General features: G+C 74.1%; 12 protein-coding genes. 5 read left to right on the forward strand and 7 right to left on the reverse strand.

Going from position 1 to position 13,418, the window contains the following annotated elements:
- The first annotated feature begins 145 nt into the window (after positions 1-145).
- Positions 146-3,646 carry a DNA polymerase III subunit alpha gene (locus AC27LF_RS34390; protein ID WP_479659387.1) on the forward strand — a complete coding sequence of 1,167 codons (3,501 nt, stop codon included), beginning with the start codon at positions 146-148 and terminating at the stop codon, positions 3,644-3,646.
- On the forward strand, positions 3,643-4,617 hold the full coding sequence (locus AC27LF_RS34395; RefSeq protein ID WP_479659388.1) for a DNA polymerase Y family protein: 975 nt from the start codon (positions 3,643-3,645) through the stop codon (positions 4,615-4,617). The genes AC27LF_RS34390 and AC27LF_RS34395 overlap by 4 nt, the downstream gene beginning before the upstream one ends.
- 193 nt (positions 4,618-4,810) lie before the next feature.
- On the opposite strand, the gene AC27LF_RS34400 is transcribed toward AC27LF_RS34395, so the two are convergent.
- A complete protein-coding gene (locus tag AC27LF_RS34400) occupies positions 4,811-5,863 on the reverse strand; it encodes a lytic polysaccharide monooxygenase auxiliary activity family 9 protein (RefSeq protein WP_479659452.1) in 1,053 nt (350 codons plus the stop codon).
- A 184-nt stretch (positions 5,864-6,047) separates the two neighbouring features.
- Between AC27LF_RS34400 and AC27LF_RS34405 the strand changes: the two genes are divergently transcribed.
- Positions 6,048-6,497 (forward strand): GNAT family N-acetyltransferase, encoded by a 450-nt coding sequence (locus tag AC27LF_RS34405; protein ID WP_479659389.1) that lies wholly within the window; start codon positions 6,048-6,050, stop codon positions 6,495-6,497.
- Positions 6,498-6,514: 17 nt separating this feature from the next.
- On the opposite strand, the gene AC27LF_RS34410 is transcribed toward AC27LF_RS34405, so the two are convergent.
- A complete protein-coding gene (locus tag AC27LF_RS34410; RefSeq protein ID WP_479659390.1) occupies positions 6,515-6,649 on the reverse strand; it encodes a hypothetical protein in 135 nt (44 codons plus the stop codon).
- 138 nt (positions 6,650-6,787) lie between these two features.
- Here AC27LF_RS34410 and AC27LF_RS34415 point away from each other — a divergent pair, with 138 nt between their 5' ends.
- On the forward strand, positions 6,788-7,402 hold the full coding sequence (locus AC27LF_RS34415; protein WP_479659391.1) for a class I SAM-dependent methyltransferase: 615 nt from the start codon (positions 6,788-6,790) through the stop codon (positions 7,400-7,402).
- Positions 7,403-7,419: 17 nt separating this feature from the next.
- Here AC27LF_RS34415 and AC27LF_RS34420 read toward each other — a convergent pair whose 3' ends face one another.
- Both AC27LF_RS34420 and AC27LF_RS34425 read right to left on the reverse strand, forming a co-directional pair.
- The gene (locus tag AC27LF_RS34420) at positions 7,420-7,920 is read right to left on the reverse strand and encodes a ribonuclease FAU-1 family protein (protein WP_479659453.1); all 501 of its coding nucleotides are present in this window, start codon (positions 7,918-7,920) and stop codon (positions 7,420-7,422) included.
- A complete protein-coding gene (locus tag AC27LF_RS34425) occupies positions 7,901-8,830 on the reverse strand; it encodes a GNAT family N-acetyltransferase (protein ID WP_479659392.1) in 930 nt (309 codons plus the stop codon). Before AC27LF_RS34425 ends, AC27LF_RS34420 begins: the two co-directional genes overlap by 20 nt.
- 71 nt (positions 8,831-8,901) lie before the next feature.
- On the opposite strand from AC27LF_RS34425, the gene AC27LF_RS34430 reads away from it, so the two are divergent.
- Positions 8,902-9,273 carry a GntR family transcriptional regulator gene (locus AC27LF_RS34430; protein WP_479659393.1) on the forward strand — a complete coding sequence of 124 codons (372 nt, stop codon included), beginning with the start codon at positions 8,902-8,904 and terminating at the stop codon, positions 9,271-9,273.
- Between the two features lie 54 nt (positions 9,274-9,327).
- On the opposite strand, the gene AC27LF_RS34435 is transcribed toward AC27LF_RS34430, so the two are convergent.
- The 3 genes from AC27LF_RS34435 to AC27LF_RS34445 form a co-directional block, all read right to left on the reverse strand.
- Positions 9,328-10,098, reverse strand: a complete 771-nt coding sequence (locus AC27LF_RS34435; RefSeq protein ID WP_479659394.1) for a DUF72 domain-containing protein — start codon at positions 10,096-10,098, stop codon at positions 9,328-9,330.
- 694 nt (positions 10,099-10,792) lie between these two features.
- Positions 10,793-11,887, reverse strand: coding sequence for a DUF5925 domain-containing protein (locus AC27LF_RS34440; protein ID WP_479659395.1), 1,095 nt, complete (start codon positions 11,885-11,887; stop codon positions 10,793-10,795).
- Positions 11,888-12,193: 306 nt separating this feature from the next.
- On the reverse strand, positions 12,194-13,402 hold the full coding sequence (locus AC27LF_RS34445) for a S8 family peptidase (protein WP_479659396.1): 1,209 nt from the start codon (positions 13,400-13,402) through the stop codon (positions 12,194-12,196).
- Between the last annotated feature and the right edge of the window lie 16 nt (positions 13,403-13,418).

Here is a 13,418-nt window from a genome sequence, read left to right on the forward strand (position 1 = left end):
TCACGGAGCTGGACGGCGTTTGCGCAGGTGAGGGGTGTCCTGGTGGGTGTCGTACAGATGTTCGGGGATGGGGGTATGGTGGGGTGCGAGGGTAGGGAACTGATGTTCGAGAGTCGGTAGGGGCTCACGAGTGCGGGAGGTGCGTGTGCCGGGTTTCACGCATCTGCACACCGTCTCCGGATTCTCCCTGCGCCACGGCGCCTCGCACCCGGAGCGGCTGGCCGAGCGCGCCGCCGAACGCGGCATGGACGCCCTCGCCCTCACCGACCGCGACACCCTCGCCGGCGCGGTCCGCTTCGCCAAGGCATGCGCCGGGGCGGGCGTCCGGCCGCTGTTCGGCGTCGAGCTGGCGGTGGGCGAGCCGGAGGCGGTACGGCGGGCGCACCGCCGCACGCCGGTGCGCGGCGGTGCCTTCATCGACGAGTCGGCACCCCGGGCGACCTTCCTCGCCCGGGACGGCGCCCACGGCTGGGCCGACCTGTGCCGACTGGTCACCGCAGCCCACGCCCCGACGCATCCGGCCCCGTCCGGGCGGGACGCTCACCGGACCGCGGGCACCCCGCTGCTGCCCTGGTCGGGCAACCACGGCGACGGCCTGACCGTGCTGCTCGGCCCCGCCTCCGACGTCGGCCGGGCCCTCGCCGCGGGCCGCCCGGACCGCGCCGCCCGGCTGCTCGGCCCCTGGCGCGAGATCTACGGCGACGCCCTGCGCCTGGAGGTCGTCTGGCACGGCCGCACCGGCACCGGACCCGGCTCCCTGCGGCTGGCCGCCCGCACCGTCGGCTTCGCCGCCGAACAGCGGATCCGGCCGGTGCTCAGCAACGCCGTCCGGTACGCCGACCCCGGGCAGGGTCCGGTCGCCGACGTCCTGGACGCGGCCCGCCGGCTGGTCCCGATCGACCCGACGAAGGAACTGGACTCCGGCGAGGCATGGCTGAAGGGCGCGGACGCCATGCTGGGCGTCGCCGAGCGGATCGTGACGGCCGCGGGCTACCGCCGTGACACCGCCCACCGCCTGCTGGAGCAGACCCGGGCCACGGCCGCCGACTGCCGGGTCGACCCCGAGGACGACCTCGGCATCGGCAGCGTCCACTTCCCCGAACCGCACCTCGTCGGCGCCGGCCGCCGCACCGCCCAGCGGGCCCTGGCCTCCCGGGCGGCGGCGGGGATGGTGCGGCGCGGCTACACCGGCCGGCGCGCCTACTGGGAGCGGATGCACCACGAGCTGGACATCATCGCCCACCACGGCTTCGCCTCCTACTTCCTGACGGTCGCTCAGGTAGTCGACGACGTACGGGAGATGGGCATCCGGGTCGCCGCGCGCGGCTCCGGTGCGGGCTCCCTCGTCAACCATCTGCTCGGCATCGCGCACGCCGACCCGATCGAGCACGGGCTGCTGATGGAGCGCTTCCTGTCGAAGGAGCGGGTCGCGCTGCCCGACATCGACATCGACGTGGAGTCCGCGCGCCGCCTGGAGGTCTACCGCGCGATCATCGACCGGTTCGGAACCGAGCGGGTGGCGACCGTCGCCATGCCGGAGACGTACCGGGTCCGCCATGCGATCCGGGACGTGGGCGCGGCCCTGTCCATGGACCCGGCCGACATCGACCGCATCGCCAAGTCCTTCCCGCACATCCGCGCCCGCGACGCCCGCGCGGCCCTGGCGGAACTGCCCGAACTGAGGCGGCTGGCCGGGGAGTTGCGGCAGGACGCCGAGCGGTACGACCGGCTGTGGGACCTGGTCGAGTCGCTCGACGCCCTGCCCCGCGGGGTCGCCATGCACCCGTGCGGGGTGCTGCTGTCCGACGCCTCCCTGCTCTCCCGTACGCCGGTCGTGCCGACCAGCGGCGAGGGGTTCCCGATGGCGCAGTTCGACAAGGACGACGTGGAGGACCTGGGGCTGCTCAAGCTCGATGTGCTGGGCGTGCGGATGCAGTCGGCGATGGCGCACGCGGTCGCCGAGGTGGAGCGTGCGACGGGGGAGCGGATCGATCTGGACGCGATCGCGCAGGGCGATCCGGCGACTTATCGACTCATCCGCTCCACCGAGACGCTGGGCTGCTTCCAGATCGAGTCGCCGGGCCAGCGGGACCTGGTGGGGCGGCTCCAGCCGGCCGGCTTCCACGACCTGGTCGTCGACATATCGCTGTTCCGGCCCGGACCGGTCGCCGCCGACATGGTGCGGCCGTTCATCGAGGCACGGCACGGACGGGCGCCGGTCCGCTACCCGCACCCGGACCTGGAGAAGCCGCTGCGCGACACCTACGGGGTCGTCGTCTTCCATGAGCAGATCATCGACATCGTCGCCATCATGACCGGCTGCGGGCGTGGCGTGGCGGACCAGGCGCGGCGCGGGCTGTCCGAGCCGGAGACACAGGGCCGGATCCGGGCGTGGTTCGCCCACCGCGCGGCGGAGCGCGGATACGACGCAGAAACGATCCGGCGCACCTGGGAGATCGTCGAGGCGTTCGGCTCGTACGGCTTCTGCAAGGCGCACGCGGTGGCGTTCGCCGTACCGACGTACCAGTCGGCGTGGCTGAAGGCGCATCACCCGGCCGCCTTCTACGCCGGGCTGCTCACCCACGACCCCGGGATGTACCCGAAGCGGCTGCTGCTGGCGGACGCGCGACGGCGCGGGGTGCCGATCCTGCCGTTGGACGTGAACCGGTCCGCGGTCACCCATCGCATCGAACTGGTGTCTGAATCGGGCGGGTCGGCCACGCCCGAACGGGCTGCGTCCCGCGGGCGTTGGGGACTGCGGCTCGCCCTCTGCGACGTGCACGGCATCAGCGAGGCCGAGGCGGCGCGGATCGCGGACGGACAACCCTATGCCTCCCTGCTGGACTTCTGGGAGCGGGCCCGGCCCAGCCGGCCACTGGCCGGGCGGCTCGCTCAGGTGGGCGCGTTGGACGCGTTCGGCGCCAACCGCCGGGACCTGCAACTCCATCTGGCCGAGCTGCACCGGGGCGCCCGCAGCGGCGGCGGTGGCCAACTCCCTCTGGCCGGCGGCCGCAAGACCGCCTCCGCCGGGCTGCCCGACCTCACCCCGGCGGAACGGCTCAGCGCCGAACTGGGTGTGCTGTCCATGGACGCCTCGCGCAATCTGATGGACGACCACCGGGAGTTCCTGAGGGAGTTGGGCGTGGTCTCGGCGCGCCGGCTGCGGGAGACACCGCACGGCGAGACCGTACTGGTCGCGGGCGCCAAGGCGGCCACCCAGACCCCGCCGGTCCGCTCCGGCAAACGCGTCATCTTCACCACCCTGGACGACGGCACGGGCCTGGTCGACCTCGCCTTCTTCGACGACTCCCACGACGCCTGCGCGCACACCGTCTTCCACTCCTGGCTGCTGCTGGTGCGCGGGGTGGTGCAGCGGCGCGGCCCACGCAGCCTCAGCGTGGTGGGCGCCGCCGCCTGGAACCTCGCCGAACTCGTCGAACTGCGCGCCGAGGGCGGGCTCGACCAGGTGGCGGCGCGGCTGGCGGAGCCCGCGCCACGGGATGAGGCGGCCCCTTCGGCGCCGGGCCGGACCATCCGTATGGCCACGGGGTACGAGATGCACCCCTGGGCCGATCTGCGTCCCGCGGGCGAGGACCCGGCGGGGGGAAAGAAGTTGTGGCACCAGAGTCCGGGGAGTGCGGGATGACCATCCTCTGCGTACGTTTCCAGCTGCCTGCGATGTACGAGGCGGCCCTGCCGGGGCTGCTCGGGCTGCTGGAGGAGTTCACCCCGGTCGTCGAGGCGCTGCCGCCGGACGGGGCGCTGGCCGATCTGCGGGGCGCCGAGCGGTACTTCGGCCGAAGCGCCGTCGACCTGGCGGCCGTGATCCGGGTCCGCGCCCTCGCGCTGTACGGCGTCGACTGCGCGATCGGCGCCGGGCCCGGCCCGCTGCTGGCCCGCATGGCGCTGCGGGACGCCCGGCCCGGGGTGACCCGGGCCGTCCCCGAAGGCCCGGACGGCGCCGCGGAGTTCCTTGCCGACCGGCCCGTCGGCGCGCTCCCCGGGGTCGGCGCGGCCACCGCCCGCACCCTGGACGGGTACGGGCTCGACACCCTGGGCCGGGTCGCCGCCGCACCGCTGTCCACGCTCCAGCGGCTGGTCGGCGCGAAGGCGGGCCGCGAACTGCACGAGAAGGCGAACGGCATCGACCGCGGCCGGGTCGTCCCGAACGCGGTCTCCCGCTCCCTCGTGGCCGAACGCCCCTTCCCCCTCGACGAGTTGGACCCCGATCGGCACCGCCGCGCGCTGCTCTCGGCCGCCGGTGAACTGGGCGCACGGCTGCGTGCCCTGGAGAAGGTCTGCCGCACCCTCACCCTCACCGTGCGCTACGCCGACCGCACCGCCACCACCCGCAGCCGCACCCTGAGGGAACCGACCGCGCACTCGCCGGCCCTGACGCGGGCCGCGTACGGCATGTACGAGGCCCTGGGTCTGCAACGCGCCCGGGTCCGCGCGCTCGTCCTGCGTGCGGAGGGCCTTGCCCCGGCCGAACAAGCCTCCTGGCAGCTCACCTTCGACGCCGTGGACGAGAAGGTCCGCCGCATCGAGGAGGTGGCCGACCGGGCACGAGCCAAGTTCGGCCCCCAAGCGGCCCTCCCCGCCACCCTGGCCTCCTGACGCCCCGAAGGGGCGCGGGGAACTGCGCGCTCAGCCACGAACTTGCCGCACTCGGGCGACGGCGTGACGTCCCACGGCGGGCGGCCCACCCGACCGGGGGGCATGGTGGCCGACCTGACCGGGAGGGGCGAGGCGGGCCGGGAGGGCCGGGGCCCGGCCGGCCTGAGCCGCCGGTCGGACCCCGGAGATCCGTTCAGCGACCGTGCCGGCCACCCGCCGCGCGCCGCCGCACCGACAGGAACAGCGCCGCGGAGCCCAGCGACAGCACCGCCGCGCCCCCGGCCGCGAGGTACGGCGTGCCACCGTTCGCCCCGGTCTCGGCCAGGTTCGCCGAGGCACCCGCGGCCTTCGGCTCGTTGGCCGAGGCGCCGCCCGCGGCCGTCGCCGGCTCCGCCGATGTGCCCGCGTCGTCGTCGCCGTGGCCATGGTGCTCGACCGTCGACTTGTCGGCACCGGCCGCGATCTGCTCCTCGGACGGCGCGGACGCACTCGGCGCGGACGCACTCGGCGCGGGAGCACCGGCACCACCGCCGCCACCGGCGCCCGTGCCCGAGCCGCCGCCCCCGTCGCCCGAACCCCCGCCGCTGCCATCGCCGTTCGCACGCTCGCCGCCGCCGAAGGCGACGTCGGAGCAGGAGTAGAACGCCTCCGGGCTGTCCGAGCGCTGCCAGATCGCGTACAGCAGCTGCCGTCCGGAGCGTTCGGGGAGCGTGCCGGAGAACGTGTAGAAGCCGCCCGAGGCCACCGGGTCGGTGACCGTCGCGACCGGGTGCGCCAGGTCCAGGTCGGCCCAGGCGAGCGGCTTGGCCGGGTCGTAGCCGGGCTTGGTGAGGTAGACGTCGAACCTGCCCTTGTGCGGCGCTGTCACCCGGTACTTGAAGGTGTACGAGCCGCTGCGCACGCCCGTCGCGGGCCAGTCGGCGCGGGCCAGGTCGAGCCCCTTGAACTCGTCGTTGTTCGCGCTGCACAGCCGACCGTCCGGGATCAGCGCCTGGTGCCGGCCGCCCGCGTCGCCGATCCGGATGCCGTTCCAGTCGTAGAGCGCCTGGGTGCCGCCGGCCGCGACCGCCGCACGGCAGGCCGCCGAGCCGGGGCTCTCCGGTCCCTCCGCGTAGCACTGCGACACCCGGCTGACGGGATCGCCCATCGAGCCGTGCGCGGCGGCCGGAGCGGCGGCGAGCGCGGTCAGGGCGAGCGGTGCCGCGCCGAGGACGGCGACGGCCGCGGCCGTACGGCGTGCGGGCACCTGGCGGCGTACGGGCATGGCGGAACTCCTACGGTCTTCGGGGCTGGGGTCGATCCCGCGGGGGGGCGATCAGAAACTAGCCCGAGGACACCGGGAAATCGCCTGCTGGAGGCGGTCGGGGGAGATCCTTATGGTCCGCTTAAGGGAATGCTCAGGCTGCGCTCAGACAGGTACCGTGCGCGCCATGACCAACGACGCCGTCCGCCCCGCGCGCGCCGCCGACCTGCCGGCGGTCCGGGCCGTGACCGACGCGGCCTACCGCCCCTACATCGAACGCATCGAAGTGGTGCCGCAACCCATGGAGGCGGACCACGCGGCCAACATCGCCCAGGGCAAGGTGTTCGTCACCGGTGATCCCGTCATCGGCCTGGTCGTGGTCGAGGCGCGCCCGGACCACCTCTTCCTCGACAGCATCGCCGTGCGTCCCGACGCGCAGGGCCGGGGCGTCGGGCGCCGGCTGCTGCGGTTCGTGGACGCACACGCGCGTGCGCGGGGACTGACCGAGATCAGGCTCTACACGAACGCCCTGATGTGGGAGAACCGCAGGATCTACCCGACGTACGGATACGAGGAGGTGGAGCGGCGCGTGGACGGTCCCTACGACCGCGTCCACTACCGCAAGCGGCTGGAGTGACGTGGGCCGCCGGACGGTCAGCCGTCCGGCCACCAGGTGCGGGCGATGTCCTCGCGGACCTCCTGGCGCCCCGCGGGGCGCTCCTCGGCTTCCTCGCCGACCCGGCGGGTGTCCGTCTTCTTCAGGGGCTTGTGCACGGTCGCGCGGCGCATGGCTGCCTCCTTCGGAGCCTGCCGGAATCCGCGCTTCCGCGGCGGCGGACCCTTGCGGCGAGGGTGGCTCATCGGCGGTGGTGTGTCAGTGGCGGCTGTCACGCCCGGACTGTCAGTGGCGGGTGTCACCCTGGGGGCATGACGGACGAGAGCGACCGCGGGACGGCGACGGGCGTCGACTGGGACGCCGCCGCCGCGACCTTCGACGACGAGCCGGACCACGGGCTGCGCGACCCCGAGGTGCGCGCGGCCTGGGCCGCCAGACTCCGCGCCTGGCTGCCCGGGCGCCCCGCCGACGTGCTCGACCTCGGCTGCGGCACCGGCAGCCTGGCGCTCCTCGCCGCCGAGCGGGGCCATCGCGTCACCGGCGTCGACCTGTCCCCTGCGATGGTGGACCTGGCCCGCGCCAAGACGGCCGGGCGCGACGCGGTGTTCCTGGTCGGCGACGCGGCCACGCCCCCGGTGGGGGAGCGGCGCTTCGACGCCGTCCTCGTCCGGCATGTGCTGTGGACGCTGCCCGGACCCGCCCGCGTACTGCGGCACTGGAGCGGGCTGCTGCGGCCGGGCGGACGGCTGGTGCTGGTCGAGGGCGTGTGGGGGACGCTCTCCCCGGTCGGCATACCCGCCGCCCGGCTGACCGCGCTCCTGGAACCGCTCGTCTCCCAGGTGCGCGTGGACCCGCTGTCCCACGAGCCCGCGCTGTGGGGCGGTCCCGTGACGGACGAGCGGTACGCGGTCGTGGCGACGGTATGACCCGGGCCGGCGGCGGGTCAGGCCAGCAGCGCCTCGAAGCGTTCCGTACGGGCCAGCGCCTCCAGTTCGTCGAGCGCGGCCACGGCGGCGGCCGCCGCCTCGGGATCCCTGCCGGCCAGCCCGCTCTGCGCGAACTCGTCCTCGTCCAGGCGTCGTACGTCCGTGCCGTCCGCGGAGCGCCACAGGTCCAGGTCGAGGTCTTCCACGACCAACCGCGTGCCGGACAGCACGGCCGGCCGGGCGATGTCGCAGTACCAGCCCTTGAGCACGCCCGCCGGGTCGCGGACCTCCATCACCGCGTACCAGCGGTCCCGCCAGTAGTACTCGGTGAACACATCGCCCGGTGCGAAGCGCACGAAGCCGAAGTCGCGGACCGTGCCGCCCGCGAAGGGGGCGCGCACCACGATCCGGGTGCCGTCGTCCCGCAGCAGCTCAGCCGGGTAACGGATCTTCGTACGACCGCCCTTGACCAGGACGACCTCCAACTGCCGGCCTGCGTCAGTCGAGTTCGCGGATATGGCGCACCTCCGTCGCACAGATCTGGTAACCGAACCATGTGTTGATCGCGAGCATCGGGCCGTTCCCGGCGTCGTTGCCGGTGAACGCCTCCGTGAGCCCGGCGGCGCGGGCACGGTGCAGGGAGTCGTTCTTGGCGAGCTTGGCCAGACCGCGCCCGCGGAAGGCGCGCGCGGTGCCCGTCATCACGGTGCCGTAGCGCTGCCCGCCGTCCGTGCGGGCCGCGCTGAACGCGGCGGGACGCCCGTCGACCAGCACCACCGAGGTCAGCTCCGGGCTGAACAGGGGATGCCGCCAGGTCTCGTCGAGCCACGCCCCGTAATCCGTGAACTCGGTGTCCAAGTCGCTGGGCTCGTCCGCCATCGTCTCCGCGTCCAGCCGGCACAACGGGAACGGGTCGTCGGCGAAGTCCGAGCCCTTGCGCAGTTCGACGCCCGGCGGCGGGTCCTGCGACGGGGGCAGCGCCGCATGCGCCAGATCCAGCCGCAGGAAGTGCGCGGAACGGCCCGCCCGGTAGCCGTGCCGTTCGGCGAAGGCGAAGTTGCCCGGCCCGTCCAGCACCCAGGCCAGCAGACGGCGCGCGCCCCGGTCCGCCAGATGCTCCTCGGCGACGCGCACCAGCAGTCCGCCCGCGCCGCGCCGGGTCCGCTCCGGGTCGACGTACACGTTGACATAGCCCTGGCCCGGCTCCGGGCTGTCGTAGGCGATGCCCACCTGGGCGGTGCCGATGATCTCGCCGTCCTCCTCCGCGACGAGCCTGCGCAGATGGGCGTCGGGGTGGGCGTGGGCGATGTCGTGGGCGACGGATTCCGGGGTGAACAGCACGAAGGGCAGGGCACGGTGCCGGACCCGGACGAAGCCGTCCAGGTCCGCACGCACGTCGGGGCGCAGATCGCGCACGAGCACAGTCATGGGGTCGCACGCTACGGGGGACCGGGACCCGGGTGCCCCTCATTTTCCGGCGGGTGCGGGAGAATCACGGCGTGACCTTGAAGATCCGCATCGACGACAGCGCACCGCCGTACGAGCAGGTGCGGGCCCAGATCTCGGAACAGGCGCGGTCCGGGGTGCTGCCGGTGGGCTACCGGCTGCCGACCGTGCGGGGGCTGGCCGAGTCGCTGGGTCTGGCGGCGAACACCGTGGCCAAGGCGTACCGGGCGCTGGAGACGGACGGGGTGATCGAGACACGGGGCCGCAACGGGACGTTCGTGGCGGCGGCCGGCTCGGCCGCGGCACGCGAGGCCGCGACCGCCGCACAGACCTACGCGCAACGGGCCCGCCGTCTCGGCCTGGACGAGGCGGCGGCCCTGACCGCGGTACGGGACGCGCTGCGTGCGGCCTACGGAGCGGGGTGAGCGCAGCCGGCGGGCGGCCTGGGCGCGCCGGCGGGATGCGCGGGGTGCCGGGGCTCAGCCGTGTGTCGTCAGGGCAGGGGTGCGGGTGGTCGGCAGGCCGGCCCTGGCCGCCGTAGCGGCGAACGCCGTCGCGTCCCGTACCGCGGCTCCGCCGGGGTCGTTGTTGAAGTACGCGTAGACGTCCTCGGTGACGGACCAGGTGGTGGCGATGCGGTCGGTCCAGGTCTCCAAGGAGCGCCGGCCGTAGCGCGGCCAGGGGCGGGCGCGGCCCTGGTGGAAGCGGACATAGCCCCAGTCCGCGGTGCGCCACAGCGGGGTGACCGGGTGGGCGAGGACATCGGCCCAGCACAGCGCGGCGCCCCGGCGCTCCAGGGCCGCACGGGTGTCCGGCGTCCACCAGGAGTCGTGCCGTGGCTCGACCGCGACCCGGGTGCCGCAGGGGAAGCACGCCAGGCACGCGTCCAGGAGGTGCGGGTCGGCGCGCAGGGTCGGCGGGAGCTGGAGCAGGACCGGGCCGAGGCGGTCGCCGAGGCCCGCCGCGCTGTCCATCAGCCGCCCCACCGGCTCCCGCGGGTCGCGCAGCCGTTTGATGTGGGTGAGGTAGCGGCTGGCCTTCACCGCGACCACGAAGTCCGCGGGCACGCGGTCCCGCCAGCGCTCGAAGTTCTCCCGTGTCGGCAGCCGGTAGAAGGCGTTGTTGATCTCCACCGTGGCGAAGCGTGCGGCGTACTCCTCCAGCCACACCCGCATCGGCCGGCCGGCCGGATACAGCACGCCCCGCCAGTCACGGTACTGCCACCCCGACGTACCGACGAACAAGGTCATACCCCCATCAAAACACCACCCCTGGCCCGGTAGGGGTGCCGGTGTGCCGGGGCCTTGGCTCGCGGCTTCTCACCTGCGGCTTGTGGGACGGCTCCGCCCGTTGGGCCGTGGCTCGCGCCCTGACCGGTCAGCGCGTCGCACGGCGGCCGGGGCGCGGTCTGCCGCGGCACCCTGCCCTGCCGCTTGCGTGACCTGAGGCGGCGGCCGGCTGCGGGGCTCGGCCCGATGCACGCGCGTGCCGGACCTGTCCCGGCCCAGCCCCCGGGCTCCCGCCCAGCCCCCGGGCTCCCGCCCGGGCGCCTGGGCTCCTGTTCTGGACCTTGGTTTCCGTCGGGCCGTCTCCTGGCTTCTGCCCGGGTGCTGGGCTTTTGTCTTGGCTCTGGCTCTGCGGCTGCCGTCCCGCCCCGGTCCTCTGTTCCTGCCCGGCTCTGGGCTGCCGCCCCGGCCCCTGGGTCCTGCTCCGGCCCCTGGGCCCTGCTCCGGCCCTTGGGCTCCTGTTCTGGACCTTGGTTTCCGCCGGGCCGGACCCTGGCTTCCGCCTCGGCCCTGGCGTCCTGCCTCGGGTCCCGGCTGCCCGGTCTCGCCCTGGGCTCGACCCCCGTGCCGGGTCTCGGTGTTGGTCCCGGGCGGGGGTTTCGGCTGCGGGCCCCGGGTCCGGTCGGGGTGGTTTCTGGGCGGGCTCAGCCCTGGTGGCTCACAGGTACAGGCCCGCGTCCGATGACTCGCGGGCGCCTGGTACCGATGTCGGGGTCGTGCCGCGGCGCAGTGCGTACAGTTCGGCCAGTGTCGCGCCGTCGCGGCCGATGCCCTGCTCCGTGCCCAGCCAGGCCACCGCCTCCGAGCGGGTCAGCGGGCCCACCTCGATCCGGGCCAGACAGCGGCCGGGACGGACCACGGCGGGGTGCAGCCGCTCCAGGTCCTCGTTGGTGGTGACGCCGACGAGCACGTTGCGGCCCTGGCCCAGCAGGCCGTCGGTCAGGTTCAGCAGCCGCGACAGCGCCTGGCCCGCCGTGTGCTTGGCCTCGCCGCGGATCAGCTCGTCGCAGTCCTCCAGCAGGAGCAGCCGCCAGCGGCCCTTGCCCGCCGCGTCCTCCTCGCCGATGGCGATGTCCATCAGATAGCCGACGTCGCCGAACAGCCGCTCCGGGTCCAGCACACAGTCGACCTGGCACCAGTCCCGCCAGGAGCGGGCCAGCGTGCGCAGCGCGGAGGTCTTGCCGGTGCCCGGCGGGCCGTGGAGCAGCAGCAGCCGGCCCGCGATGTCCTCGGGGGTCGTCTTCATCAGCCGGTCCATGGCCTCGGCCACCGGCGCCGTGTAGTTGGGCCGCACCTCCTCCCAGGTGCCCGCCGAGATCTGGCGGGTGGTGCGGTGCGGGCCGCGCCTCGGGGACACGTACCAAAAACCCATCGTCACGTTCTCCGGCTGCGGCTCGGGCTCGTCCGCCGCGCCGTCCGTGGCCCGCTCCAGGATCTCCTTCGCCAGCTCCGCGGTGGTCGCGGTCACCGTGACGTCGGCGCCCCGGTTCCAGCGCGAGACCAGCAGGGTCCAGCCGTCGCCCTCGGCGAGGGTCGCGCTGCGGTCCTCGTCCCGGGCGACGCGCAGCACCCGGGCGTCTCGCGGCAGCAGGGTCGCGCCGGAGCGGACCCGGTCGATGTTGACGGCGTGCGAATACGGCTGCTCGCCCGTCGCGAAGCGGCCGAGGAACAGCGCGTCGACGACGTCGGACGGCGAGTCGGAGTCGTCGACGTTGAGCCGGATCGGCAGAGCGTCGTGTGGGTTCGCAGACATGCCGCCATGATCGGGCACGCGGGCCCGGTGCGCACCCGGTTTCCGAAGTGGGCGCGGAGTGTCGGCGATGCGAACGATCCACCGGTTCCTCCCCTGTGCCCCTACGGGGTGCGGCCCGGCCGCGGTCGAACTCGCCGCCGTGCGGGCACCTGGTGGCCGAGGACGGGGACGGGGCCGGGCCGATGGGGCCGGCCCCGATGCGGCTGTCCAAGCCGGGGATCTCGTCCGGCGGGTCCCGGAGCGCACGTTCCCCGGAGGCGCCGGCTGCCTCCGGGGAACGGGTGGTCCGTCGGGCGCGTACCGGTGTTACGGCACGATCTTCAGGAGCTTGTTCGGCGAGCCGGTGCCCACGCTGGAGAGCACGTTGGAGGTGGCGCCGTTCACCAGGGCGGTGGCGACCTGGGCCGGCGTGGCCGAGGTGTGGCCCGCCAGGTAGACGGCCGCGGCACCCGCGACGTGCGGGGTGGCCATCGACGTGCCCGAGATGGTGTTGGTGGCGGTGTCGCTGGTGTTCCAGCCCGCCGTGATGGAGGAGCCGGGCGCGAACAGGTCGAGGATCGAGCCGTAGTTGGAGTAGCTGGCCTTGGCGTCGGAGCTGGTGGTGGCGCCGACCGTGATCGCCTCGCTCACCCGGGCGGGGGAGTACGAGGAGGCGTTGAGCCCGTTGTTGCCCGCGGCGACCGCGTAGGTGACGCCGCTGGCTATGGAGTTGCGCACGGCCGCGTCCAGCGTGGACGAGGCGCCGCCGCCGAGCGACATGTTGGCGACCGAGGGCCCGCTGTGGTTGGCGGTGACCCAGTCGATGCCCGCGATGACGCCGGCGGTGGTGCCCGAGCCGCTGTTGTCGAGCACACGGACGGCGACGATCTTCGCCTTCTTGGCCACGCCGTAGGTGGAGCCCGCGATGGTGGTGGCCACATGGGTGCCGTGGCCGTTGCCGTCCTGGGCCGTGTTGTCGCCGTCCACCGCGTCGTAGCCGTAGGAGGCGCGGCCGCTGATCTGGCTGTGCGTGATGCGTACGCCGGTGTCGATGACGTACGCGGTCACGCCGCTGCCCGCGCTGTCCGGGTAGGTGTAGGTGCCGGACAGCGGGAGCGAGGTCTGGTCGACGCGGTCCAGGCCCCAGGGGGCGTTGGACTGTGTGGTGTCGGTCAGCCGGACGGTCTGGTTCTGCTCCACAGAGGCCACCGCCGGGTCGGCGGCGAGTCTCGCGGCCCCGGTGGCCGAGAGGTTCGCGGTGTAGCCGTTCAGCGCCGCGCCGAACGTCTTCTTCACCGTGCCGCCGTACTCCTTGATCAGCCCCTTGCCGGTGCTCGACGAGGCTTTGAAACCCGCGGAGTTCTTCAGGGTGACGAGGTAACTGCCCTGCACCGCGGTGGGGGAGTCCGCGGCGAGCACCGTGCCGGTGGCGGGGGCGGCGTGTGCCGGGAGCGCGGTGAGCCCGCCCACGAGGGCGGCGGCGGCCACGCCGGTGAGGGCGGCGAGGCGGAACTTCTTGCTACGCAGCTGTGCCATTACGAGGGGGTCCTCC

The organism is Streptomyces diversicolor, from assembly GCF_057537855.1.